This is a genomic window from Enterobacter sp. N5-15, from assembly GCF_057221635.1.
This window is the reverse complement of sequence record NZ_CM170150.1, coordinates 1357587-1383137: the sequence shown is the minus strand read 5'-3', so window position 1 is coordinate 1383137 and position 25551 is coordinate 1357587. Positions and strand designations below refer to the sequence as shown.

Sequence of the window (25551 nt, the reverse complement as noted above, 5' to 3'; positions counted from 1 at the left end):
AAAATGAGTCTGAAAGATAAAACACAATCCCTGTTTGCTGAGAAATTTGGCTACCCTGCCACCCACGTTATCCAGGCACCTGGCCGCGTTAACCTGATCGGTGAACACACCGACTATAACGACGGTTTCGTGCTGCCGTGCGCCATCGATTACCAGACCGTCATCAGCTGTGCGAAGCGCGACGACCGTAAGGTCCGCGTGATTGCGGCGGATTACGATAATGAGGCGGACGAGTTTTCCCTTGATGCCCCAATTGTGACGCACGACAGCCAGCAGTGGTCTAACTACGTGCGCGGCGTGGTGAAACACCTCCAGAAGCGTAACAAGAACTTTGGCGGCGCAGATTTAGTCATCAGCGGCAACGTGCCGCAGGGTGCGGGCTTAAGCTCCTCTGCGTCTCTGGAAGTCGCCGTGGGTACCGTGTTCCAGCAGCTTTATCATTTAGCGCTGGATGGGGCGCAAATCGCCCTGAACGGTCAGGAAGCTGAAAACCAGTTCGTGGGCTGTAACTGCGGCATTATGGACCAGCTGATCTCCGCGCTGGGCAAAAAAGAGCATGCCCTGTTAATTGATTGCCGCTCGCTGGGTACCAAAGCCGTTCCCCTGCCAAAAGGCGCGGCTGTGGTGATCGTCAACAGCAACTTTAAGCGCACGCTGGTGGGCAGCGAATACAACACCCGCCGCCAACAGTGCGAAACCGGCGCCCGCTTCTTCCAGCAGCCCGCCCTGCGCGACGTAACGCTCAATGAATTTAACAAAGTGGCGCACGAGCTTGATCCGGTCGTCGCCAAACGCGTTCGTCACGTGCTGACGGAAAATGCCCGTACCGTCGAAGCCGCGTCCGCGCTGGCGAAAGGCGATCTGAAACGCATGGGTGAGCTGATGGCGGAATCGCACGCCTCCATGCGCGATGATTTTGAAATCACCGTTCCGCAGATCGACACCCTGGTGGACATCGTCAAAGCCACCATCGGCGACAAAGGTGGCGTGCGCATGACGGGCGGCGGCTTTGGCGGCTGTATCGTTGCGCTGGTGCCTGAAGAGCTGGTGCCTGCCGTACAGGACGCCGTGGCGAAGCAGTACGAAGCAAAAACGGGTATCAAAGAAACCTTCTATGTTTGCAAAGCATCACAAGGAGCCGGACAGTGCTAAACGAAACACCTACCCTTGCACCGGATGGTCTGCCGTATCGCCTGTTAACCCTGCGCAACAGCGCGGGGATGGTCGTTACGGTGATGGACTGGGGGGCAACCCTTCTTTCTGCCCGCGTAGCGATGCCGGACGGCAGCGTGCGTGAAACTCTGCTCGGCTGCGCCTCGCCTGAGCAGTACGTCAATCAGTCCGCCTATCTGGGCGCGTCCGTTGGGCGCTATGCTAACCGCATCGCGAAGAGCCGTTTTGAGCTCGACGGCGTGCAGTACACCCTGCTTCCAAGCCAGGGGGAGAACCAGCTGCACGGCGGACCGGACGGGTTTGATAAACGCCGCTGGAAGATTGTTCGTCAAAACGACGGGGAAGTGCTGTTCTCGCTGGATTCGCTTGATGGCGATCAGGGCTTCCCGGGGAACCTTACCGCGTCCGCGCGCTTTACGCTTACCGACGACAGCCGTATCGCCATTGAATACCGTGCGACGGTCGACAAGCCGTGTCCAGTCAACCTGACCAACCACGCGTACTTTAATCTGGACGGTAACCAGTGCGACGTGCGTGAGCACAAGCTGCAGATCCTGGCGGATGCGTATCTGCCGGTTGACGAGATGGGCATTCCGCATCAGGGCCTCAAAGACGTGAGCGGCACCAGCTTTGACTTCCGCAGCGCAAAATCCATCGCCCAGGATTTCCTGAGCGATGAGGATCAGCGTAAGGTGAAAGGCTACGATCACGCTTTCCTGCTGCAGGCCAAAGGCGATGTGAAACAACCTGCTGCGCAGGTCTGGTCTGCGGATGAGAAGCTGCAGATGACGGTTTATACCACCGCCCCTGCCCTGCAGTTTTACTCAGGCAACTACCTCGGCGGCACGACGGCGCGCGAACACGATGAGTACAGCGACTGGCAAGGCCTGGCGCTGGAGAGCGAGTTCCTGCCAGACAGCCCGAACCATCCGGAATGGCCACAGCCGGACTGCGTGCTGCACCCGGGTGAAGAGTACGTGAGCGTCACCGAGTATCATTTCATTCCGCGCGCTTAATGCCCGGCGGCGCTACGCTTGCACGGGCCGTAGGCCGGATAAGCGAAGCGCCATCCGGCAAAAAACGCCAGCCCTCACAACGAGGGCTTTTTTCTGCGCGCCTTGCTGAAAATAGCGCCGATCGCAGACAAAATCATAACCCTGGATTCACAAGCATCTTACACTCAGAGACTATTTTCGCTATGGTTAGGGTTAAGCGTTGCTGGTGGCACCGCCACGGCAATATAATGAGAATTGTTATCATTCTAAAAATGCTTGAGGAGTAAGAGATGGCTATTACTAAGCTGGTTCTGGTGCGTCACGGCGAAAGCCAGTGGAACAACGAAAACCGCTTTACCGGTTGGTACGACGTTGATCTGTCTGAGAAAGGCGTAAGCGAAGCAAAAGCAGCAGGTAAACTGCTGAAGGAAGAAGGCTTCAGCTTTGATTTTGCTTACACCTCTGTGCTGAAACGTGCCATCCACACCCTGTGGAACGTGCTGGACGAACTGGATCAGGCCTGGCTGCCGGTTGAGAAGTCCTGGAAACTGAACGAACGTCACTACGGTGCGCTGCAGGGCCTGAACAAAGCGGAAACCGCTGAGAAATATGGCGACGAGCAGGTTAAACAGTGGCGTCGCGGCTTCGCAATCACCCCACCAGAGCTGACCAAAGATGACGAGCGCTACCCGGGCCACGACCCGCGTTACGCGAAGCTGACCGACGCTGAGCTGCCAACCACCGAGAGCCTGGCGCTGACCATCGACCGCGTTGTGCCTTACTGGAACGAAACCATTCTGCCACGCCTGAAAAGCGGCGAGCGCGTGATCATCGCTGCTCACGGTAACTCCCTGCGCGCGCTGGTGAAATACCTGGACAACATGGGTGAAGACGAAATTCTCGAACTGAACATCCCAACTGGCGTACCGCTGGTGTATGAGTTCGACGAAAACTTCAAGCCAATCAAACACTACTATCTGGGTAACGCAGAAGAGATCGCGGCGAAAGCAGCGGCTGTCGCGAACCAGGGTAAAGCGAAGTAATTTTCGCCAGACATAAAAAAAGCGCGGAGCCTTCCGCGCTTTTTTATTTCTGCATTTGAATTAACCGCGACGCGCTTTTACCGCATTCGCCAGCTGACGCAGGATGGTGTCGGTATCGTCCCAGCCAATGCAGGCATCGGTCACGCTTTTGCCATACACCAGCGGTTCGCTGCCTTCCAGGTTCTGGTTACCTTCAACCAGATGGCTTTCGATCATCACCCCAATCACCGCCTTCTCACCGCCGGCAATCTGCTGACAGACGTCGGCACCCACTTCCATCTGCTTTTTAAACTGCTTGCTGGAGTTGGCATGGCTGAAATCGATCATCACCTGTGCTGGCAGCCCGGCTTTTTCCAGCCCGACCTTTACTTCCGCCACGTGTTTCGCGCTGTAGTTTGGCTCTTTGCCGCCGCGCAGAATGATATGGCAGTCGCCGTTGCCGCTGGTGTTAACGATGGCGGAATGACCCCATTTGGTCACCGACAGAAAACAGTGCGGCGCGCCCGCTGCGTTGATGGCATCAATAGCTACCTTCATCGTGCCGTCAGTGCCGTTTTTGAAACCCACCGGGCAAGAGAGACCGGACGCCAGCTCGCGGTGCACCTGAGATTCTGTTGTGCGGGCACCAATTGCGCCCCAGCTCATCAGGTCTGCCAGGTATTGTGGCGTAATCATGTCCAGGAATTCACCGGCCGCTGGCAGGCCGCTGTCGTTGATCTCCAGCAGCAGCTTGCGCGCAATGCGCAGACCGTCGTTGATCTGGAAGCTGTTATCCATATGCGGATCGTTAATCAGCCCCTTCCAGCCCACGGTGGTGCGCGGTTTTTCAAAATAGACGCGCATCACGATTTCAAGCTCGTCCTTCAGCTCTTCACGGAGGGTGAGCAGACGGGCTGCGTACTCTTTCGCGGCTGCAGGATCGTGAATGGAGCACGGGCCAATCACCACCAGAAGACGATCGTCATTACCTTTCAGGATCTTATGGATCGCTTTACGAGCATGAGAAACCGTGTTTGCGGCATTTTCAGTGGCGGGGAATTTCTCAAGGAGCGCTACAGGAGGTAATAACTCATTGATCTCTTTAATGCGTAAATCGTCGTTCTGATAATTCATTTTCTTTCCAGCTCTGCCATATCTTTAGTAATGAAAGCAATCCTTTCAATCTATCTTGTCGACCAGGAAGTGTAAACACGGTTTTACACTTCACGCAGATAATTCCTGGAATTCGCCTAAAAATCGCCACAAAATAGCGAAAAATGAGATCTAACCTAAGCTTTTTAACTGTAACAACCAATTTTACATGCTTAAACGCGATTCCCTACTGACGTAAGTCCGTAAGGCGGAATCTTTCGCCTCTGAAAAAGATGCACTGTTGGAGAATGTTATCCAGCGTAACGACAAGAACAGGAGCACCATGATGAAAATGACAAAACTGGCAACCCTCTTCCTGACCGCCACACTCACTCTGGCCAGCGGCAGCGTCCTGGCCGCGGAAACGGGCACATCAGACAGCAACGGGGATGCGAATGCGGCTGCGGCAGCAGGCCAGCCCGCCCCTGATGCGAAACAGAATATCGCCCCGAATAATGTCGACAACAGCCAGATCAATACCGGCAACACCAACACCGGCGGCACGATGCTGCATCCTAACGGCAGCGGTTCCGGAACCATGAATCATGACAATATGAGTTCGGATGAGGTTCATAAGAACTCGATGTGTAAGGACGGCAAATGCCCCGATCCTAATGACAAAGTAGGAAACGACGCGAATACTAAAACCGACGGCACCACCCAATAACAGGTTGTGATCGGGAAGAAAAAGGAGAGCTCTGGCTCTCCTTTCTTTTTGGAGTAACCTATTAAAAACGCTACACTAAAAACAATAACACATCAGGAAAGCAGACATGGCGCACTCCCATTCCCACTCACACTCTCCCGGCAACGACAACGCTAAACGACTGATGCTGGCCTTTGGCGTCACGGCAACGTTTATGGTTATCGAGGTCATTGGCGGCCTGATATCCGGCTCTCTGGCGCTTCTGGCTGATGCCGGACACATGCTGACCGATGCCGCAGCGCTGCTCTTCGCCCTGCTGGCGGTGCAGTTTGCGCGTCGTCCTCCGAATGCGCGCCATACCTTCGGCTGGCTGAGGCTGACAACCCTGGCCGCGTTTGTTAACGCCATTGCGCTGGTGGTCATTACCGTTCTTATCGTCTGGGAGGCCGTACAGCGCTTCCGACACCCGCAGCCGATCGCCGGGGCGACAATGATGTTGATTGCCGTGGCGGGGCTGCTGGCAAATATCCTGGCCTTCTGGATTTTGCACCGCGGCAGCGGGGAGAAGAACCTCAACGTACGCGCCGCGGCTCTGCATGTTCTGGGGGATTTGCTCGGCTCAGTCGGGGCGATTGTCGCCGCGCTGGTGATCCTCTACACCGGCTGGACGCCTGTCGATCCGATTCTGTCCGTTCTGGTGTCGTGTCTGGTCCTGCGCAGCGCCTGGCGGCTGCTGAAGGAGAGCGTGAATGAACTGCTTGAAGGGGCACCGGCATCGATGGATATTGACGAGCTGAAGCGCAACCTGCGCCGTTCAGTCCCGGAAGTACGCAACGTTCATCATGTTCACGTCTGGCTGGTGGGGGAGAAACCGGTCATGACGCTGCACGTCCAGGTGATCCCGCCTCACGACCACGATGCGCTGCTTGAACGCATCCAGCATTTTCTTGAACATCACTACGAAATTGGCCACGCCACCATCCAGATGGAGTATCAGCCCTGTAACGGGCCGGACTGCCACCTTAACGAGGCGCAGTCCGGACATTCAGATCATCACCACCACTAGCTGGAAAGCGCGTGAGAGCCTCGCTCACGCGCGCTGTTAATCCACATCCGGCTGCCGTTCAGCGCGATGAAGGTCAGCAGCAGATATTCCAGCGACATCGCATAGACGCCCTGCAGGGCGAAGATCGCCACGCTAATCACGTTGATGATGACCCACAGCAGCCAGTTCTCAACGTATTTACGGGTCATCAGGATCATCGCCGCAATCGACAGCACCATCATGCAGGAATCCCAGAACGGGAAGGCATCCGGCTGGAGGACAGGCATCGTCACGTTCAGGCCGAAACCGGACATGACCGAAACGGCAACGCGGGTCAGGAACGCAAACACCGGGTTGATATAGACGGTCATTAAGCCAATGGCGACCACGCACGCGGCAAGCCAGGCGATGGCTTTCGGCAAGGGCAGCCAGCGGATCTGCAGCTCTGCCTCCTGCTGGCTGTTCTGACGCGACCACGCGTACCAGCCGTAGATATTGGCGGCGAAGAAGAACAGCTGCAAAAGCAGGCTGGCGTACAGCTGGATCTGGAAGAAGATAATCGCAAACAGCGTAACGTTAATCAGCCCGAACGCATAGTTGCTAATTTTCTCCAGGCTTGCCAGCCAGATACAGAGTAACCCCGCCAGCGTGCCAACTGCCTCAATCCATGACAGGTCATAGCCACCTGCACCAATCGGTATATGAACCAGAATGTTCTGCGTGCTAAAAAAATCCATCTTTTCCCCGGGGCGTTGTGAATTAAGTACGTAGTGTAGCCGCAAAATCCAGCATGCGGTTAAGCGGAATCAACGCACCGTCACGCAGAGCGGCATCCACATGGATTTCATGTGCTGCACCGCCTGTCTCGAGCCCTTCGGCAATGGCCTTCAGGCCGTTCATCGCCATCCACGGGCAATGCGCACAGCTGCGACACGTTGCGCCCTCACCCGCCGTTGGCGCTTCAAGGAGCTCTTTCTCCGGCACGGCCTGCTGCATCTTATAGAAGATACCGCGATCGGTCGCCACGATGAGCTGCTTGTGAGGCAACGTCCTGGCCGCGTTGATAAGCTGGCTGGTTGAGCCTACGGCATCCGCCATGTCGACTATCGACTGCGGTGATTCAGGGTGAACAAGGATCGCGGCGCCAGGATAAAGTGCCTTCATGCGCGCCAGCGCCTGGGTTTTGAATTCGTCGTGCACAATGCAGGCGCCCTGCCAGCAGAGAACGTCAGCCCCCGTCTGCTTCTGGACATAATTTCCAAGATGACGGTCAGGCGCCCAGATAATCTTCTCACCCAGGCTGTCCAGATGTTCAATCAGCTCAACGGCGATGCTGGAGGTGACAACCCAGTCTGCGCGCGCTTTTACCGCCGCAGAGGTGTTGGCGTAAACTACCACGGTCCGGTCAGGGTGGGCGTCACAGAAGGCCGTGAATTCGTCAATCGGGCAGCCGAGATCCAGCGAACACTCCGCGTTAAGCGTCGGCATCAGAATGGTTTTTTCTGGGCTCAGGATCTTTGCCGTTTCCCCCATAAAACGCACGCCAGCAACCAGCAGCGTGGAAGCGGGATGTCTTGCACCGAAGCGTGCCATCTCCAGTGAGTCAGAAATACAGCCCCCGGTCTCTTCCGCCAGCTGCTGAATTTCCGGGTCGGTGTAGTAATGGGCCACCATCACCGCATCTCGTTCTTTGAGAAGACGTTTGATCTTCTCGCGATAGAATTGCTTTTCATCCAGGCTCAGCGGGACAGGCTTGGGCGGAAACGGATAGATTGCAGCTTCAGGATCAAACATCACACTCATTATGGCTTCTCGTTTTACGGGCTTAACAATATTGCCTTTCTTTTGCATGACATAGCAAAACGCATGGCAATTGTGTTTTGTATACTAAACAAGATAGCGAATATGAGCGGAAAAGTCACCGGAAATAGGTGCGGATAGCATTTGTCGGGTGGCGGCTTCGCCTTACCCGACCTACAAAAACTGCAGATAGCAAAAAGGCGCCTTTAGGGCGCCTTTCTACACTGGTGGGTCGTGCAGGATTCGAACCTGCGACCAATTGATTAAAAGTCAACTGCTCTACCAACTGAGCTAACGACCCCTTGCGGGATTTTTTTCTTCGAAGTGGTGGGTCGTGCAGGATTCGAACCTGCGACCAATTGATTAAAAGTCAACTGCTCTACCAACTGAGCTAACGACCCATTCGGGTGCTGACTTCGAAGATTTTTACTCGGTACCACCGGAGAGTGGTGGGTCGTGCAGGATTCGAACCTGCGACCAATTGATTAAAAGTCAACTGCTCTACCAACTGAGCTAACGACCCGAGTGGTGGGTGATGACGGGCTCGAACCGCCGACCCCCTCCGTGTAAAGGAGATGCTCTACCAACTGAGCTAATCACCCACTCTGTACTGCCGGTATGCGTTAAGTGGTGGGTCGTGCAGGATTCGAACCTGCGACCAATTGATTAAAAGTCAACTGCTCTACCAACTGAGCTAACGACCCACTTTTACGCTGTTTTCACGTTGTTTGATATCCCGTGGCAACGGCGGCATATATTACTGATTTAAGAATTCAGCGCAACAAAAATTTCGATGAAGATCACTTAACTGCTTACGAATCATGCTGCACGACCAGAAATAACGCGATTTCTGGTCATGCGGTAATCATCCCATCGAATTCAGACGTTTTTGCGCCTGCTTAGCACCTTCGGTACCCGGGAATTTAGAGACCACCTGCTGATAAACCGCTTTGGCTTTCGCAGTGTCGCCTTTGTCCTGCATGATGACGCCCACTTTGTACATCGCATCAGGCGCTTTTGGCGATTTCGGGTAATTTTTTACCACGGAGGCAAAATAAAACGCCGCATCGTCCTTTTTACCCTTGTTGTAATTCAGCTGACCGAGCCAGTAATTCGCATTTGGCTGATAAGTGGAATCAGGGTATTTCTTAACAAAGTTCTGAAACGCAGCAAGCGCGTCATCCTGACGAGATTGATCCTGCACCAGGGCAATGGCCGCGTTGTAGTCCGTATTCGCGTCACCGCTCTGTACAGGTGCCCCTGTGGAAGCAGAAGCATCCGCTGCCGGAGCTGATGTCGCCGCACCGCTCTGATCGCCTGCAGTTGGCTGTGCTTGTGCTGCTGCACCACCGCTGCTCAGGCTATCCATCTGCAGCAAAATCTGCTTCTGACGTTCCACAACCTGGTTCAACTGATACTGGCTTTCCTGAATCTGGCCGCGGAGAGCGTCAATATCGCTTTGGTTATCGGAGAGCTGTTGCTGGAGTTGGGTTAAAAGCTGGCTGTGAGCGTTAGAAATACGCTCGAGTTGAGTGACCCGGTCTTCTACCGAGCCTGAGCCGACACTACTGATTGGTGCCTGAGCAAAAGCGGCCCAGGGGGCCGCTATTCCAACCAGTAACGACAGACTCAACAGATGATGTCTGAAGTTACTGCTCATGCAATTCTCTTAGTAAACCAGTACGGCACGACGGTTTTTGGAGTAAGCCGCTTCGTCGTGACCCAGTACTGCAGGTTTTTCTTTACCGTAAGAAACGATGGAGATCTGGTCAGCAGAAACGCCTTTACCCTGCAGGTACATTTTAACAGCGTTAGCACGACGTTCACCCAGGGAGATGTTGTACTCTGGAGTACCACGTTCGTCCGCGTGACCTTCTACGGTGACTTTGTAAGATGGGTTGCTACGCAGGAAGTTAGCGTGCGCATCCAGCATCGCAGCGAAGTCAGAACGGATGTCGTATTTATCCAGATCGAAGTAAACGATGTTGTTCTGCTGCAGCTGCTGCATCTGAAGACGCGCTTGCTCTTCAGAAGACATGTTGCCATTGCCGTTCGCGTCCATACCGGTGCCGGCACCCATCATGCCTTCGCCGCTCTGGTCATTGCTTGCGTTCTTGTTAGAAGAACACGCTGCGATTGCCATTACAGGCAGAGCGATCATCAGCCCCTTCAGCACTTTGTTCAGTTGCATTTCTATGATTCCTTTAGTAATCAATTAATTATTATTTACAGATACGGCGACCAGGCAGGTGATTTTACCTGTCCATCAGTTGCCGGAATACGCGCTTTGAAACGCCCATCTGTAGAAACCAGATTCAGCACAGATCCCATCCCCTGAGAAGAGCTGTAGATTACCATCGTGCCGTTAGGTGCCAGACTTGGCGTTTCATCCAGGAACGTTGACGACAGAACTTGAACGCCACCCGCTACCAGATCTTGTTTGGCAATGTGCTGCTGCCCACCGTTGGAGCTCACCATTACCATAAATTTACCGTCGGTGCTCACGTCTGAGTTCTGGTTCTGCGAACCTTCCCAGGTAATACGCTGCGGAGCACCGCCGTTGACGTTGACTTTATAGATTTGTGGACGGCCAGCCTGGTCAGAGGTAAACGCCAGGTTTTGACTGTCCGGGAACCATGAAGGTTCGGTGTTGTTGCTGCGACCGTCGGTCACCTGACGGATCTGGCCAGAGCCAATGTCCATCACGTACAGGTTCAGGCTACCGGTTTTTGACAGCGCAAAGGCCAGTTTAGACCCGTCCGGTGAGAACGAAGGCGCACCGTTGTGACGTGGGAAAGATGCAACCTGACGAACAGCACCGTTTGCCAGCGTCTGGATAACCAGCGCTGAACGGCCGCTTTCGAAGGTCACATAGGCCAGTTTAGAACCGTCCGGAGACCAGGCTGGAGACATCAGCGGCTGTGAAGAACGTTTCACCAGGAACTGGTTGTAGCCGTCGTAGTCAGATACGCGCAGCTCATACGGGAACTGACCACCGTTGGTCTGCACCACATAAGCAATACGGGTACGGAACGCCCCTTTAATACCGGTCAGTTTTTCAAATACCGCATCGCTGGCAGCGTGTGCCGCGTAGCGCAGGTACTGCTTAGTGACCTTGTAAGAGTTCTGTGCCAGAACGGTACCCGGTGCACCGCCGGTATCCACCAGCTGCCAAGCCACGTTGTAGGAGCCGTCCGGGTTAGGCGTAACCTGACCCACCACCACGGCATCAATACCCAGTGCAGACCATGCCGCAGGCTGTACTTCCTGCGCGCTACCCGGCTGCTGAGGCAGACGAGAACGATCTAACGGGTTGAATTTACCGCTGTTACGCAGGTCAGCCGCCACGATGCCACCGGCATCTTCAGGTGCAGCGCCAGGACCGGCCCACTGGAACGGAACAACACCGATTGGGCGTGCCGAGTCCACCCCCTGGGTGATCTCGATACGTACTTCTGCGTGCAGTACTGCTGCCCACAGCATTAAAAAACCAAATGCTACACGTAATGCCTGCTTCATCATATCTCCCTTATCTGAGTAACCTTACCCACGATAATTTAGCAGAATGTTAACAAACTCAATTAGACAAAACTACCAGAACCCTGTGACTAAACCTGGTCTATTTTTCCCCGTTTGCACGGGGAAAATGTAACTTAAGGTTTGAAGTCCAGCGGCGCATTTTTAAAGACTTCGTAAACGGCCTGAGACGGCGGTTTAGGCATCTTCGCCTGACGCGCTGCAGCCAGGGCCGCAGTACATAAAGCCGGGTCGCCACCTTCAGACTTAATATCCAGCAGCATGCCGTCCGGAGCCAGTTTTATACGCAACGTACACGTTTTACCGGTATAGGAAGACGCATCATAGAATCGGCTTTCAATAGCGGATTTAATCTGCGCGGCATAACCGTTGATTTCAGCCCCGCTCGCACCGTTACTCTTAGTGTTACCACTTCCGGTCGGCGCTGCGTTGTTTCCTTTCGCCCCACCGCCCGCTTTCGGTGCATTCTTACCGGAGCTCAAATCGCCCAGCAGATCGTCAACCCCTGCGGCGGCAGCAGCTTTTTCAGCGGCTGCAGCCTTCTTCGCAGCGGCTTTTTCTGCTGCTGCTTTCTTATCGGCAGCGGCCTTCTCAGCTGCAGCTTTTTTATCAGCAGCGGCTTTTTCTGCGGCGGCTGCTTTTTCTGCTGCCGCTTTCTCAGCAGCAGCCGCTTTCTTAGCGGCCTCGGCAGCAGCTTTCTTCTCTGCGTCCTGAGCGGCTTTCTTCGCGGCTTCGGCTTCCGCTTTCTTCTGAGCATCAGCAGCGGCTTTCTTCGCAGCTTCCGCTTCGGCTTTCTTCTGAGCATCGGCAGCGGCTTTCTTCGCCGCTTCCGCTTCAGCTTTCTTCTGGGCATCAGCCGCGGCTTTCTTCGCAGCTTCGGCTTCAGCTTTCTTCTGAGCATCTGCAGCGGCTTTCTTCGCCGCTTCTGCCGCTAATTTTGCCTGGGCATCAGCCTGTGCTTTCGCGTCCGCTGCGGCTTTTGCTGCCGCCTCTTCCGCCTGCTTTTGCTGTTCCTGGGCTTTCTTCGCGGCCTCTTCGGCTTGTTTCTGCTGCTCCGCCTGCTCTTTTGCGGCTTCCTGCGCCTGCAAACGTTCTTTCTCAAGCTGCTTCAGACGCTCCTGCTCTGCGGCCTGCTTTTCACGCAGTTCTTCCGCCTGCTGTTGCGACTGTTTTTCACGCTGCTCTTCAGCCCGTTTGGCACTCGCCTTCTGCTGCTGTTCGCGATTATAGTTCTGTACTACCGCACCGGGATCCACCATCACGGCGTCAATGGAAGACCCTCCACCGCCGCCGGCTGATGCATCAATATGCTCGTCGAACGAACTCCAGATCAGCGCTGCAAAGAGAATAACGTGCAGCACTGCGGAGACGATTATCGCTCGCTTAAGCTTGTCGTTCTGTTCGGTTGCCTTTGACACTATCGGTTCCCAAAAACTACGCGGATGATCAAATAGGTTGGGTCATTAAGCCAACTGACTTAACACCCGCACTATGTAGCAAGTTCAGCGCTTTAATAATTTCATCGTAGGGTACGTCTTTCGCGCCACCGATTAAGAAGACCGTTTTCGGATTTGACTCCAGGCGACGCTGCGCTTCAGCAATCACCTGCTCAGGCGGCAGCTGATCCATACGATCTTTCTCTACCACGACGCTGTATTGCCCTACGCCGGAAACCTCAATGATAACCGGAGGATCGTCATTGGTGCTCACCGCCTGTGATTCTGTCGCATCCGGCAGATCCACTTCCACGCTCTGGGTAATGATTGGCGCTGTCGCCATAAAGATCAGCAGCAGTACCAACAGGACGTCCAGCAGTGGAACGATATTGATTTCGGACTTGAGCTCGCGACGACCTCGTCCACGCGATCTGGCCATGGTTTACCCCTTGTTGCTCTCGGTGCTGGTAAACGCCTGACGGTGCAGAATCGCAGTGAACTCTTCCATAAAGTTGTCGTAGTTCAGTTCCAGTTTGTTCACGCGCTGGTTCAGACGGTTGTAAGCCATAACCGCCGGAATTGCCGCAAACAGACCGATAGCGGTCGCAATCAGTGCTTCAGCGATACCCGGTGCAACCATCTGCAACGTCGCCTGCTTCACCGCGCCCAGCGCGATAAAGGCGTGCATGATCCCCCACACGGTACCAAACAGGCCGATATACGGGCTGATGGAACCGACAGTGCCGAGGAATGGAATGTGCGTTTCGAGATTTTCCAGCTCGCGGTTCATAGAGATGCGCATCGCACGCGAGGCACCTTCCACTACCGCTTCCGGCGCATGATTGTTTGCACGATGCAGACGGGCAAACTCTTTGAAACCGCTATAAAAAATTTGCTCGGAGCCTGTAAGGTTTTCACGGCGCCCCTGGCTTTCCTGATACAGACGAGAAAGCTCAATACCCGACCAGAACTTATCTTCAAAGGCTTCGGCTTCACGGCCAGCGGCATTGAGGATACGCGTTCTCTGGATGATGATGGCCCAGGATGCGATTGAAAAACCAATCAAAATCAACATGATAAGTTTAACCAGAAGGCTTGCCTTCAGGAACAAATCAAGGATATTCATGTCAGTCACTGCTTAAACTCCGCGACAATAGACTTAGGAAGCGCACGAGGCTTCATTATGGTTGGATCAACACAAACAATCAGTACTTCAGCTGAGTTCAGTACGGTATTCTCTGCGTTGACTATCCGCTGCGTGAAAACCAGTGAGGTCCCGCGCATTGATGTAATTTCAGTTTGGACTTCGAGCATATCGTCGAGTCTGGCAGGCGCAAAATACTCAAGCGTCATCTTGCGAACCACGAAGGCAACTCGCTCAGCCAACAGTACCTGTTGACTAAAGTGATGATGGCGCAGCATCTCTGTGCGTGCCCGTTCATAAAAAGCAACGTAGCTGGCGTGGTAAACCACACCACCGGCATCGGTATCTTCGTAATAGACACGAACCGGCCATCGAAACAGCGTTGTATTCACTTTACATCCCGGTAATGCAACAAAAGTTAATGCTTTTAAACTTCGCTACTATACGCGCGGGAAAGAGGGTTGGGAATGGGAGAAAGTAAACGGAGAGTAAATTTTTATGGGCTAGGGTAAGCCCATAACGTTAACGGACATTTCTTATTCAGAAGAAGAAGAAAATCAAACCGGCGAGAAGCACCAGATCGGCAATCAGCGGGCAAAAAATTCCCTGCCAGTGAACGGCTTTCGGACGAAAGCCCACGCCGTGGATCACACCTGCACACACCGCCCACATAATGAGAAAGCCGTGCCAGATTTCAAGCTCGCTGGTTTTCGCTGCAAAGCGCGAAGGGTCCCAGAAGATACAACCTGCCAGCAGTAATGCCATCACTAAAGAAAGCGCCCGTAACGGGCGCTTATCCATTACCGCATATAACGTTGCGATAATATTCATTAGTGTTTTTCTTCACCCGCTTTGGTCGCTTCGACGTGCTCAAGCGCCAGGGCAGTGATGACACCAAATGCACAGGCAAGAAGCGTCCCTAAAATCCATGCGAAATACCACATATTCAGCTCCTTACTTAATACATAGAGTGGGTGTTGCTTTCGATATGTTCTTTCGTGATGCGACCGAACATTTTCCAGTAACACCAGGTGGTGTAGAGCAGGATAATCGGTACGAACACGCAAGCAACATACGTCATCAGGTTCAGCGTCAACTGGCTGGAGGTTGCATCCCACATGGTCAGGCTAGCATTCAGCATGGTGCTGGATGGCATGACGAATGGGAACATCGCAATACCCGCCGTCAGGATGATGCACGCCAGGGTCAGTGATGAGAACACGAACGCCAGAGCGCCTTTCTCCAGACGAGACGTCAACACGGTCAGCAGCGGCAGCAATACGCCCAGAGCCGGGATAGCCCACAGCGCAGGGGTATTGTTAAAGTTCACCAGCCATGCACCTGCCTGACGCGCCACTTCTTTGGTCAGCGGATTAGACGGCGCAGTATGGTTGATTGCAGACGTCACCACGTAGCCATCAATGCCGTACACCACCCACACACCGGCCAGCGCGAAGCAGACCAGCGTCACCAGTGCCGCAACCTGAGCAGTAGCACGGGAACGCAGGTGCAGTTCGCCAACCGTACGCATCTGTAGGTAGGTTGCACCCTGAGTGATGATCATCGCCACGCTCACCACGCCTGCCAGCAGACCAAACGGGTTCAGCAGCTGGAAGAAGTTACCGGTGTAGTAAAGACGCATGTATTCGTCCAGGTGGAACGGTACGCCCTGCAGCAGGTTACCGAACGCCACGCCGATCACCAGCGGTGGAACGAAGCTACCGATGAAGATGCCCCAGTCCCACATGTTGCGCCAGCGGGTGTCTTCAATCTTAGAACGGTAGTCGAAACCGACCGGACGGAAGAACAAAGAGGCCAGCACCAGAATCATCGCCACGTAGAAACCGGAGAACGCAGCCGCGTAGACCATCGGCCAGGCAGCGAACAGCGCGCCGCCTGCGGTGATCAGCCACACCTGGTTACCGTCCCAGTGCGGGGCGATGGAGTTGATCATGATTCGACGCTCGGTGTCATTACGACCGAGGAAACGGGTGAGCATCCCCACCCCCATGTCGAAACCATCCGTGACGGCGAAACCGATCAGCAGAACGCCGATCAACAGCCACCAGATAAAACGCAATACTTCATAATCGATCATTTGATGACTCCTGTCTTAGCGTGCCGGCTGAGTAGTCGCGGTGGACTGCTCGTAGTGATAGCGACCGGTTTTCAGGCTGCTTGGGCCAAGGCGCGCGAACTTGAACATCAGGAACAGTTCAGCCACCAGGAACAGGGTGTACAGACCACAAATCAGCAGCATGGAGAAGATCAGGTCGCCCGCTGTCAGGGAAGAGTTCGCTACCGCCGTTGGCAGTACCTCACCAATCGCCCATGGCTGACGGCCATACTCCGCAACAAACCAGCCGGATTCGATAGCGATCCACGGCAGTGGAATGCCGTACAGCGCGGTGCGCAGCAGCCATTTTTTCTCGCCGATGCGGTTGCGAATCACGGACCAGAAGGACGCCGCAATGATCAGCAGCATGATGATGCCGCAGCCCACCATGATACGGAATGCGAAGTACAGTGGCGCAACGCGTGGAATCGAGTCTTTGGTGGCCATCTGGATCTGCGCTTCTGTCGCATCAGAAACGTTCGGGGTATAGCGTTTCAAGAGCAGACCGTAACCCAGATCTTTCTTCACGTCGTTGAACTGGTCGCGAACGGTCTGGTCGGTAGAACCGGCACGCAGCTGTTCCAGCAGCGAGTAGGCTTTCATACCGTTACGGATACGCTCTTCGTGCTGAACCATCAGCTCTTTCAGACCGGTCACCTGCTTATCAACAGAACGGGTGGCGATGATACCCAGCGCGTAAGGGATCTGAATAGCGAAGCGGTTTTCCTGCGCGTCCTGATCGGGAATACCGAACAGCGTAAAGGCAGCAGGCGCCGGTTGGGTTTCCCATTCGGCTTCGATGGCGGCCAGTTTGGTTTTCTGCACGTCACCCATTTCGTAACCGGATTCATCACCCAGAACGATAACAGAGAGGATTGCAGCCATACCGAAGCTTGCAGCGATAGCAAAGGAGCGCTTAGCAAACGCGAAGTCACGACCGCGTAGCATGTAGTAAGAACTGATACCCAGGATAAACATCGCGCCGCACACATAGCCAGAAGCGACGGTGTGAACGAATTTAACCTGCGCAACCGGGTTCAGGACCAGCTCGGCAAAGCTGACCATCTCCATACGCATGGTTTCGAAGTTGAAATCAGACGCGATAGGGTTCTGCATCCAGCCGTTCGCCACCAGGATCCACAGCGCGGACAGGTTCGAACCTAATGCCACCAGCCAGGTCACCGCCATATGCTGGACTTTACCCAGACGGTCCCAACCGAAGAAGAACAGACCTACAAAGGTGGATTCGAGGAAGAATGCCATCAGACCTTCAATGGCCAGCGGCGCACCGAAGATATCCCCTACATAGTGGGAATAGTAAGACCAGTTAGTCCCGAACTGGAACTCCATGGTCAAACCGGTTGCCACGCCCAGTGCAAAGTTGATACCAAACAACTTGCCCCAGAACTTGGTCATATCTTTATAAATCTGTTTGCCGGAGAGAACGTATACCGTTTCCATAATGGCCAGCAGGAACGCCATACCGAGCGTCAGTGGCACAAACAGGAAGTGGTACATCGCGGTCAAGGCAAACTGTAAGCGCGACAGTTCGACTATATCTAACATCATGACTCCTTGCTCATCGCATGAAGACTCCGAGAGTGAACCCCGTCAGAGAGAGATCCACACGCATGCCCCAATACAAATTATTCGCATCCTTGTCGTCGTTATTACCCTAAAGGAGGATAAAAACGATGACGTGAGGTTACAAATACGTTAATAAAAAACTCAAATTGATCCCGCAAATATAATACGCTGCAAAACCCTTACAATAAACAGGTTTTTATTGAATCACATTTACGTTTTTCGACGGTGATCAATTTATAGCAAAATTACCACTTTTCGGCCATTTTGATCGGGGACAATTTAGCGCCTTTTGATGGGTTTTTCCAAGGATTAAACATTGATTTAAATCAAAAACAATCCGTTATGTTAATTGTGTTTTGATGCGGTGAACATAGTAAAGACCATGTTAAAGATATGTATATAAAATACAATTAAGGTTATCGAATCGACGGGTGAATATAAACAGAAGTGATTTTTATTAACCTAGCAGTCTGAATGCCTCATTTATTCAGGACATAAATTTTAGTGGGTTTTTCGTTTTTTTCCATCTTCTCTCTTTAAGGTAAATAAATAACAATTATTTTACTTTTACACCCTCTCTAATTAACACCTATTTGTGACTATAGCATGACGTCCGGCAGGCAATAAAAAAGGCCGCTTTACAGCGGCCAACCATGTCGAAACGGACATTTTTATACTTCAACGCCCCCCTTTCGGGGAGCAGAGAGGACTTACTTAATGATGGATTTCAGTGCTTCGCCGATATCCGCCAGGCTGCGAACGGTTTTCACGCCTGCGGCTTCCAGCGCTGCGAATTTCTCATCAGCCGTACCTTTACCACCAGCGATGATCGCGCCTGCGTGACCCATACGCTTGCCTTTCGGCGCGGTCACACCCGCGATGTAACCCACAACCGGCTTGGTCACGTGTTCTTTGATGTAAGCAGCCGCTTCTTCTTCCGCGCTACCACCGATCTCACCGATCATTACGATCGCTTCGGTCTGTGGATCTTCCTGGAACAGCTTCAGGATGTCGATGAAGTTAGAGCCCGGGATCGGGTCACCGCCGATGCCCACGCAGGTGGACTGGCCGAAGCCGTAGTCGGTAGTCTGCTTAACGGCTTCATAGGTCAGGGTACCGGAACGGGACACGATGCCCACTTTGCCCGGCTTGTGAATGTGGCCCGGCATGATGCCGATTTTGCATTCGCCCGGAGTGATAACGCCTGGGCAGTTCGGGCCGATCATGCGCACGCCTGCTTCATCCAGCTTCACCTTCACGGTCAGCATATCCAGCGTCGGAATGCCTTCAGTGATGGTGATGATCAGCTTGATGCCTGCATCGATCGCTTCCAGAATGGAGTCTTTGCAGAACGGAGCCGGAACGTAGATCACGGTCGCGGTTGCGCCCGTCGCTTCTACCGCTTCACGCACGGTGTTGAACACCGGCAGGCCCAGGTGCGTGGTGCCGCCTTTACCTGGCGTTACGCCGCCAACCATCTGCGTGCCGTAGGCAATCGCCTGTTCGGAGTGGAAAGTCCCCTGGCTACCGGTGAAGCCCTGGCAGATAACCTTGGTATCTTTATTAATTAAAACTGACATTATTTCCCCTCCACTGCGGCAACAACCTGCTGAGCTGCATCCGTCAGACTTTTCGCTGCAATAATATTCAGGCCGCTGTCAGCCAGTTTTTTCGCGCCGAGTTCAGCGTTGTTACCTTCCAGACGCACAACAACCGGAACGTTAACACCCACTTCTTCTACCGCACCGATGATACCGTCGGCGATCAGGTCGCAACGGACGATGCCGCCGAAGATGTTCACCAGAACGGCCTTCACGTTGTCGTCAGAGAGGATGATTTTGAACGCTTCGGTTACGCGCTCTTTGGTTGCGCCACCGCCTACGTCGAGGAAGTTTGCTGGCTCACCGCCGTGCAGCTTAACGATGTCCATGGTGCCCATTGCCAGGCCCGCACCGTTAACCATACAGCCGATGTTACCGTCCAGCGCCACGTAGTTCAGCTCCCACTGTGCAGCCTGCGCTTCACGCGGGTCTTCCTGAGACTGATCGCGCATTTCGCGCAGATCGGACTGGCGGAACAGCGCGTTGCCGTCAGCGCCCAGCTTGCCGTCGAGGCAGATCAGGTCGCCCTGGGTGGTGATCACCAGCGGGTTGATCTCGATCAGCGCCAGGTCGCGCTCCAGGAAGATGTTCGCCAGACCCATGAAGATCTTGGTGAACTGCTGGACCAGCTTGCCTTCCAGACCCAGTTTGAACGCCAGCTCGCGACCCTGGTAAGGCATTGGGCCCGCCAGCGGATCGATTGCCACTTTGTGGATCAGGTGCGGGGTCTCTTCCGCCACTTTTTCGATTTCCACGCCGCCTTCGGTAGACGCCATGAACACCACGCGACGGGAGCTACGGTCAACAACCGCGCCCAGGTACAGTTCTTTCGCGATGTCGGTCGCCGCTTCAACCAGGATCTGGTTAACCGGCTGGCCGTTCGCGTCTGTCTGGTACGTTACCAGACGCTTGCCGAGCCAATGTTCAGCAAACGCACGAATTTCTTCTTTGCTCTTAACAACCTTCACACCGCCCGCTTTACCACGGCCACCAGCGTGAACCTGACACTTAACTACCCACGGGCCGGCACCGATTTTAGATGCAGCTTCTTCTGCTTCACGCGGGGTAGTACAGGCATAACCCACCGGAGCCGGTAAGCCATACCGGGCAAACAGCTGTTTGGCCTGATATTCATGTAAATTCATGTGTTCTATCCATCCTTCAGGGTAATCGTTATCTTCAAACCTGTAGACCGGCGCAGTCTGTGTGCCGGATGGCGCTACGCTTATCCGGCCTACAGGGCAGGTGATGCTAAATAGTCACTAGACGTCCAGCAGCAGACGCGTTGGATCTTCCAGCAGCTCTTTAATCGCAACCAGGAAGCCCACGGACTCGCGGCCGTCGATCAGGCGGTGGTCGTAAGAGAGCGCCAGGTACATCATTGGCAGGATCTCAACTTTACCGTCTACCGCCATCGGGCGATCTTTAATGGCATGCATACCCAGGATCGCGCTCTGCGGCGGGTTAATGATCGGGGTAGACATCAGCGAGCCGAATACGCCGCCGTTGGTAATGGTGAAGTTACCGCCGGTCAGATCGTCTACGGTCAGCTTGCCGTCGCGGCCTTTAACAGCCAGTTCTTTAATATTTTTCTCGATGTCAGCCATACCCAGGGTATCCACATCACGCAGAACCGGGGTTACCAGGCCACGTGGGGTAGAAACCGCCATGCTGACGTCGAAATAGTTGTGGTAAACCACGTCATCGCCATCAATAGACGCGTTCACTTCCGGGTAGCGTTTCAGCGCTTCAACTACCGCTTTCACGTAGAAGGACATAAAGCCCAGACGGATACCGTGACGTTTTTCAAACGCGTCACCGTACTGCTTACGCAGGTCCATGATTGGCTTCATGTTCACTTCGTTGAAGGTGGTCAGCATCGCGGTGGAGTTTTTCGCTTCCAGCAGACGCTCGGCCACGCGCTTACGCAGGCGAGTCATCGGCACGCGTTTTTCGCTGCGGGCGCCCAGAGCAGGCTGTGCTGCCGGTGCCGCCGCAGGGGCTTTCGCTTCTGCCTGAGCAGGCGCTTTCGCCAGGTGCTTGTCGATGTCTTCGCGGGTCAGACGACCGCCCACACCGGTACCTTTGATGGCCGCCGGGTCAAGGCTGTGCTCAGCCAGCAGGCGACGGATCGCCGGGCTGAGAGCGTCGTTAGACTGTTCTTCCAGAGAAGCCTGCTGGCGCTGAGCTGGCGTAGAGGCTTTCTCTTCAGATTTCGCGCTGGACTCTTTGCCCGCGCTGTTGCCTTCACGCAGGCGACCCAGGATTTGACGAGAGGTAACGGTGGTACCTTCATCTTCCAGCACCGCGTCCAGAACGCCATCCGCCGAAGCCGGTACTTCCAGTACCACTTTGTCAGTTTCGATTTCTACCAGCACTTCATCGCGCTTAACGGCATCGCCTGGTTTTTTGTGCCAGGTAGCGACGGTCGCATCTGCTACGGATTCAGGCAGGTCGGGAACAAGAATATCTACGCTACTCATTTTGTATCCTTTAATTAATCGACGTTCAGCGCGTCATTGACCAGATCTTGTTGCTGCTTCTGGTGAACGGACATATACCCTACCGCCGGAGAGGCGGAGGCCGGGCGACCTGCATAGCGCAGGGCTGACCCAAATGGAATCACTTCACGGAAATGATGCTGGCTGCAGTACCATGCGCCCTGGTTGAGCGGCTCTTCCTGGCACCAGACAAAATCATGTACGTGAGCATATTGTTTCAGCACTTCCTGCATCGCCTGATGCGGGAACGGATAAAGCTGTTCGATACGCACGATGGCGACATCTTTCTGATCGTTCTTGCGGCGCTGTTCCAGCAGGTCGTAATAAACCTTACCAGAACACATCACCACACGCTTCACGGCCTGCGGATCCAGCTCGTCAATTTCGCCGATGGCCGGCTGGAAGGTACCGTTTGCCAGTTCTTCCAGGCTGGACACCGCCAGCGGATGACGCAGCAGGGATTTCGGCGACATCACCACCAGCGGACGGCGCATACCGCGCAGCGCCTGACGACGCAACATGTGGTATACCTGAGCCGGGGTGGACGGCACGCAAACCTGCATGTTCTGCTCGGCGCAGAGCTGCAGATAACGTTCCAGACGCGCGGAGGAGTGCTCCGGACCCTGACCTTCATAACCGTGCGGCAGCAGCATCACCAGGCCACACATACGGCCCCATTTCTGCTCGCCGGAGGAGATGAACTGGTCGATAACCACCTGAGCGCCGTTGGCGAAGTCACCGAACTGCGCTTCCCAGATGGTCAGGGTGCGTGGTTCAGCGGTGGCGTAACCGTATTCGAAAGCCAGCACCGCTTCTTCAGACAGCACGGAGTCCCAGACCTTGAACTGGCCCTGACCGTTGTGCACGTGCTGCAGCGGGGTGTAGGTTGAACCGTTGGACTGGTTGTGAACCACCGCGTGACGGTGGAAGAAGGTACCACGGCCCGCATCTTCACCGGAAAGACGAACAGGAATGCCTTCGTCAACCAGCGTTGCGTAGGCCAGCGTTTCCGCACCGCCCCAGTCAAACAGCTTCTCGCCTGCCGCCATGGACTGACGGTCAGCGTAGATTTTCTGCACGCGAGACTGCATCTCGATAGCGTCCGGTACGGTGCTGATGCGTTTCGCCAGCTCCTGCAGGCGCTTCATCTCAACCTTGTTCGGGTAGCTCTCATCCCACTCGTGGTTGAGGTACGGCGACCAGGTAAAGGAGTGCATGTTCATTGGACGCAGCTCTTTCACCACGCATTCACCCGCATCCAGCGCGTCGCGGTAGAGGTTGACCAGCTCGGTCGCATCTTCCAGCGTCGCCACTTTGTCCGCTTCCAGCTTGTCAGCATAGATTTTGCGCGGGGTCGGGTGTTTTTTGATTTTCTGATACATCAACGGCTGGGTTGCACTTGGCTCGTCCGCTTCGTTGTGGCCGTGACGGCGGTAGCAGAACAGGTCGATCAGCACGTCGCGTTTAAAGGTGTTACGGAAGTCGAGCGCCAGACGGGTAACGAAAGCAACCGCCTCCGGGTCATCCGCATTCACGTGGAAGATTGGTGCCTGCACCATCTTACCGATGTCGGTGCAGTACGGGGTAGAACGCGCGTCAAGCGGGTTAGAGGTGGTGAAGCCCACCTGGTTGTTGATCACGATGCGAACGGTACCGCCCACTTCGTAACCCCGCGCTTTCGACATGTTCAGGGTTTCCTGAACAACGCCCTGACCGGTAATCGCCGCATCGCCGTGAATGGTGATTGGCAGAACTTTGTTGCTGCTCGGCTCGTCCAGACGATCCAGACGCGCACGCACGGAACCAATAACCACCGGGCTAACGATTTCCAGGTGTGACGGGTTAAACGCCAGCGCCAGGTGAACCAGACCGCCTTCGGTTTCGATATCCGACGAGAAGCCCATGTGGTACTTCACGTCACCGGTGCCGAGGTGTTCTTTATGTTTGCCCGCGAATTCGTCGAACAGGTCCTGCGGTTTTTTACCCAGCACGTTGACCAGCACGTTCAGACGACCGCGGTGCGCCATACCCAGTACCACTTCACGGGTGCCGCTCTTGCCTGCGTGACGAATCAGCTCTTTCAGCATCGGCACCAGCGCGTCGCCGCCTTCCAGCGAGAAGCGTTTTGCGCCCGGGAATTTCGCGCCCAGATAGCGCTCAAGCCCTTCCGCTGCGGTCAGTTCGTTCAGGAAGCGTTTTTTCTCGTCAGCCGAGAAGGTCGCGTGGCCCGCTACGGATTCGATGCGCTGCTGGATCCAGCGTTTCTCTTCGGTAGAGGTAATGTGCATGTATTCCGCGCCGATGGAGCCGCAGTAGGTTTGCTTGAGCGCGTCAATCAGATCGCCCAGCTTCATCGTGTCTTTGCCGATGGCAAAGGAACCTACGTTAAAGCTTTCCTGGAAATCGGCCTCGGTCAGATCGTGATACGCCGGATCGAGATCGGCCACACGGTCTTGTTTCCACAGTCCCAGCGGATCGAGATTCGCATGCTGGTGACCGCGGAAGCGATAAGCGTTGATAAGCTGCAGGACTTTAACCTGCTTCGCATTGGTGTCAGGGTCGGAAATCGCAGAAGAGTAACGTGAGGCATCCTTCGCCAGACGACGGAAATAATCACGTGTTTTGGAATGGAATTGATCCGGTTTGACCCCTGTGCCAGGCAACTGCTGGAACATGGAACGCCAGTTTGCGTCCACTGAGTCAGGATCGGTTAAGAAGTCTTCATAGAGCTGTTCAATCCAGCTCTGGTTTGCACCAGAAAGGAAAGAAGAGTCCAGCCAGGCTTTCATTGCGCCGTTCTGCATCGTGATCCCTTAAGCATTTTTATGCTTACTTTCGCCGTAGAAACTACCACGCACACCACGTGTACGTGCCGGGGTTCACCTGCGAGCTCTTTTCATTTGGCCCGCGAAGGAACCTTTAGAAACTGTCTTAAGGGTTTCCCCTCACCCCGACCCTCTCCCGTGGGGAGAGGGGGAAGGTCGTCGGCAGTTTTTAAAGATTTCCTGCAATCTGTTCCCTCTCCCACAGGGAGAGGGTTAGGGTGAGGGGAACAGCGCTCCCCTCTCACTACTTACGCACTGCGCTGCAGCAGCATCGACTTAATATGGCCGATAGCGCGCGTCGGGTTCAGCCCCTTAGGACACACACTGACGCAGTTCATGATGCTATGGCAGCGGAATACGCTGAAAGCGTCACTTAGTCCTTCCAGACGGTTATCGGTTTCGGTGTCGCGGCTATCGATCAGGAAGCGATAGGCAGCCAGCAGACCGGCCGGGCCGATAAACTTGTCCGGGTTCCACCAGAACGACGGGCAGGACGTTGAACAGCATGCGCAGAGAATACACTCGTACAATCCATCGAGTTTTTCACGCTGCTCAGGAGACTGTAAGTGCTCGCGAGCGGGTGGATTTTGCCCATTATTCAATAAGTAAGGCTTAATCTTCTCATATTGTGCATAGAATTGCCCCATGTCTACCACCAAATCACGCACGACCGGCAGGCCTGGCAGAGGACGGATAACAATTTTCTGACCAGGACGCTGCAGCGCTGAAATTGGCGTGATGCAGGCCAGGCCATTTTTGCCGTTCATGTTCACCCCGTCAGAGCCACAAACCCCTTCACGGCAGGAGCGGCGGAACGACAGCGTTGGATCTTTTTCTTTCAGCTGGATTAAGGCATCCAGCAGCATCATGTCGCGACCTTCTTCCGCTTCCAGGGTGTAGTCCTGCATACGCGGAGCGTCATCAACATCGGGGTTATAACGATAAACTGAGAATTCGAGTTTCATTATCCT

At 54.5% G+C, this 25551-nt stretch carries 24 protein-coding genes and 5 tRNA genes; 5 read left to right on the top strand and 24 right to left on the bottom strand.

Translation table 11 applies throughout. From position 1 onward, the window contains the following. The first annotated feature begins 3 nt into the window (after positions 1–3). The 3 genes from galK to gpmA all read left to right on the top strand — a co-directional run bounded on the left by galK (position 4) and on the right by gpmA (position 3211). Positions 4–1152, top strand: coding sequence for a galactokinase (galK, locus tag AC2TE5_RS06475; RefSeq protein ID WP_213330556.1), 1149 nt, complete (start codon positions 4–6; stop codon positions 1150–1152). Continuing rightward, positions 1146–2189, top strand: coding sequence for a galactose-1-epimerase (galM, locus tag AC2TE5_RS06470; RefSeq protein ID WP_484612857.1), 1044 nt, complete (start codon positions 1146–1148; stop codon positions 2187–2189). Before galK ends, galM begins: the two co-directional genes overlap by 7 nt. Before the next feature lie 269 nt (positions 2190–2458). Further along, positions 2459–3211: a 2,3-diphosphoglycerate-dependent phosphoglycerate mutase gene (gene gpmA / locus AC2TE5_RS06465; RefSeq protein ID WP_023310804.1), complete on the top strand. Its 753-nt coding sequence runs from the start codon at positions 2459–2461 to the stop codon at positions 3209–3211. A gap of 60 nt (positions 3212–3271) precedes the next feature. Here gpmA and aroG read toward each other — a convergent pair whose 3' ends face one another. Next, positions 3272–4324: a 3-deoxy-7-phosphoheptulonate synthase AroG gene (aroG, locus tag AC2TE5_RS06460; RefSeq protein WP_213330559.1), complete on the bottom strand. Its 1053-nt coding sequence runs from the start codon at positions 4322–4324 to the stop codon at positions 3272–3274. 304 nt (positions 4325–4628) lie between these two features. Between aroG and AC2TE5_RS06455 the strand changes: the two genes are divergently transcribed. Both AC2TE5_RS06455 and zitB read left to right on the top strand, forming a co-directional pair. Then, the gene (locus AC2TE5_RS06455; protein WP_032661161.1) at positions 4629–5009 is read left to right on the top strand and encodes a protein YbgS; all 381 of its coding nucleotides are present in this window, start codon (positions 4629–4631) and stop codon (positions 5007–5009) included. 106 nt (positions 5010–5115) lie between these two features. Further along, positions 5116–6054, top strand: a complete 939-nt coding sequence (gene zitB, locus AC2TE5_RS06450; RefSeq protein ID WP_484612856.1) for a CDF family zinc transporter ZitB — start codon at positions 5116–5118, stop codon at positions 6052–6054. Here the strand turns inward: zitB and pnuC are convergent. The 23 genes from pnuC to sdhB all read right to left on the bottom strand — a co-directional run bounded on the left by pnuC (position 6051) and on the right by sdhB (position 25545). Next, positions 6051–6770: a nicotinamide riboside transporter PnuC gene (gene pnuC / locus AC2TE5_RS06445; protein WP_484612855.1), complete on the bottom strand. Its 720-nt coding sequence runs from the start codon at positions 6768–6770 to the stop codon at positions 6051–6053. The genes zitB and pnuC overlap by 4 nt on opposite strands. A 22-nt stretch (positions 6771–6792) precedes the next feature. Then, complete coding sequence (nadA, locus tag AC2TE5_RS06440; RefSeq protein WP_484612854.1) at positions 6793–7836, bottom strand: quinolinate synthase NadA; 1044 nt, start codon at positions 7834–7836, stop codon at positions 6793–6795. A gap of 222 nt (positions 7837–8058) precedes the next feature. Continuing rightward, a tRNA-Lys gene (locus AC2TE5_RS06435) sits at positions 8059–8134 on the bottom strand. Between the two features lie 24 nt (positions 8135–8158). Continuing rightward, a tRNA-Lys gene (locus AC2TE5_RS06430) sits at positions 8159–8234 on the bottom strand. Between the two features lie 46 nt (positions 8235–8280). After that, positions 8281–8356 (bottom strand) — tRNA-Lys (locus AC2TE5_RS06425). 3 nt (positions 8357–8359) lie between these two features. Further along, a tRNA-Val gene (locus AC2TE5_RS06420) sits at positions 8360–8435 on the bottom strand. Positions 8436–8461: 26 nt separating this feature from the next. Then, positions 8462–8537 (bottom strand) — tRNA-Lys (locus tag AC2TE5_RS06415). A gap of 161 nt (positions 8538–8698) precedes the next feature. Then, entirely contained in the window at positions 8699–9493 is a 795-nt protein-coding gene (cpoB, locus tag AC2TE5_RS06410; RefSeq protein WP_484612853.1) for a cell division protein CpoB, read from the bottom strand. Between the two features lie 9 nt (positions 9494–9502). After that, positions 9503–10024, bottom strand: a complete 522-nt coding sequence (pal, locus tag AC2TE5_RS06405; RefSeq protein WP_003858578.1) for a peptidoglycan-associated lipoprotein Pal — start codon at positions 10022–10024, stop codon at positions 9503–9505. 35 nt (positions 10025–10059) lie between these two features. Beyond that, positions 10060–11352, bottom strand: coding sequence for a Tol-Pal system beta propeller repeat protein TolB (gene tolB, locus AC2TE5_RS06400; RefSeq protein ID WP_484613316.1), 1293 nt, complete (start codon positions 11350–11352; stop codon positions 10060–10062). A gap of 134 nt (positions 11353–11486) precedes the next feature. After that, positions 11487–12788 carry a cell envelope integrity protein TolA gene (gene tolA, locus AC2TE5_RS06395; RefSeq protein WP_159513669.1) on the bottom strand — a complete coding sequence of 434 codons (1302 nt, stop codon included), beginning with the start codon at positions 12786–12788 and terminating at the stop codon, positions 11487–11489. Positions 12789–12816: 28 nt separating this feature from the next. Next, on the bottom strand, positions 12817–13245 hold the full coding sequence (gene tolR / locus AC2TE5_RS06390) for a colicin uptake protein TolR (protein ID WP_003858589.1): 429 nt from the start codon (positions 13243–13245) through the stop codon (positions 12817–12819). A 3-nt stretch (positions 13246–13248) separates the two neighbouring features. Further along, complete coding sequence (gene tolQ, locus AC2TE5_RS06385; RefSeq protein WP_008501101.1) at positions 13249–13941, bottom strand: Tol-Pal system protein TolQ; 693 nt, start codon at positions 13939–13941, stop codon at positions 13249–13251. Continuing rightward, complete coding sequence (gene ybgC, locus AC2TE5_RS06380) at positions 13938–14342, bottom strand: tol-pal system-associated acyl-CoA thioesterase (protein ID WP_003858593.1); 405 nt, start codon at positions 14340–14342, stop codon at positions 13938–13940. The genes tolQ and ybgC overlap by 4 nt, the downstream gene beginning before the upstream one ends. A gap of 148 nt (positions 14343–14490) precedes the next feature. Continuing rightward, the gene (ybgE, locus tag AC2TE5_RS06375; protein WP_010428735.1) at positions 14491–14781 is read right to left on the bottom strand and encodes a cyd operon protein YbgE; all 291 of its coding nucleotides are present in this window, start codon (positions 14779–14781) and stop codon (positions 14491–14493) included. Next, the gene (cydX, locus tag AC2TE5_RS06370; protein WP_003858598.1) at positions 14781–14894 is read right to left on the bottom strand and encodes a cytochrome bd-I oxidase subunit CydX; all 114 of its coding nucleotides are present in this window, start codon (positions 14892–14894) and stop codon (positions 14781–14783) included. The genes ybgE and cydX overlap by 1 nt, the downstream gene beginning before the upstream one ends. A gap of 14 nt (positions 14895–14908) precedes the next feature. Continuing rightward, on the bottom strand, positions 14909–16048 hold the full coding sequence (gene cydB / locus AC2TE5_RS06365; RefSeq protein WP_213330567.1) for a cytochrome d ubiquinol oxidase subunit II: 1140 nt from the start codon (positions 16046–16048) through the stop codon (positions 14909–14911). A 15-nt stretch (positions 16049–16063) separates the two neighbouring features. Next, a complete protein-coding gene (gene cydA, locus AC2TE5_RS06360; protein WP_213330573.1) occupies positions 16064–17632 on the bottom strand; it encodes a cytochrome ubiquinol oxidase subunit I in 1569 nt (522 codons plus the stop codon). A 731-nt stretch (positions 17633–18363) separates the two neighbouring features. Then, on the bottom strand, positions 18364–19233 hold the full coding sequence (gene sucD / locus AC2TE5_RS06355; protein ID WP_008501094.1) for a succinate--CoA ligase subunit alpha: 870 nt from the start codon (positions 19231–19233) through the stop codon (positions 18364–18366). Beyond that, entirely contained in the window at positions 19233–20399 is a 1167-nt protein-coding gene (gene sucC / locus AC2TE5_RS06350) for an ADP-forming succinate--CoA ligase subunit beta (protein ID WP_047347067.1), read from the bottom strand. The genes sucD and sucC overlap by 1 nt, the downstream gene beginning before the upstream one ends. 117 nt (positions 20400–20516) lie before the next feature. Beyond that, the gene (gene odhB, locus AC2TE5_RS06345; protein WP_008501093.1) at positions 20517–21737 is read right to left on the bottom strand and encodes a 2-oxoglutarate dehydrogenase complex dihydrolipoyllysine-residue succinyltransferase; all 1221 of its coding nucleotides are present in this window, start codon (positions 21735–21737) and stop codon (positions 20517–20519) included. A gap of 14 nt (positions 21738–21751) precedes the next feature. After that, on the bottom strand, positions 21752–24559 hold the full coding sequence (sucA, locus tag AC2TE5_RS06340) for a 2-oxoglutarate dehydrogenase E1 component (RefSeq protein WP_213330569.1): 2808 nt from the start codon (positions 24557–24559) through the stop codon (positions 21752–21754). Between the two features lie 269 nt (positions 24560–24828). After that, positions 24829–25545, bottom strand: coding sequence for a succinate dehydrogenase iron-sulfur subunit SdhB (gene sdhB / locus AC2TE5_RS06335; protein ID WP_407220315.1), 717 nt, complete (start codon positions 25543–25545; stop codon positions 24829–24831). Positions 25546–25551: the final 6 nt, after the last annotated feature.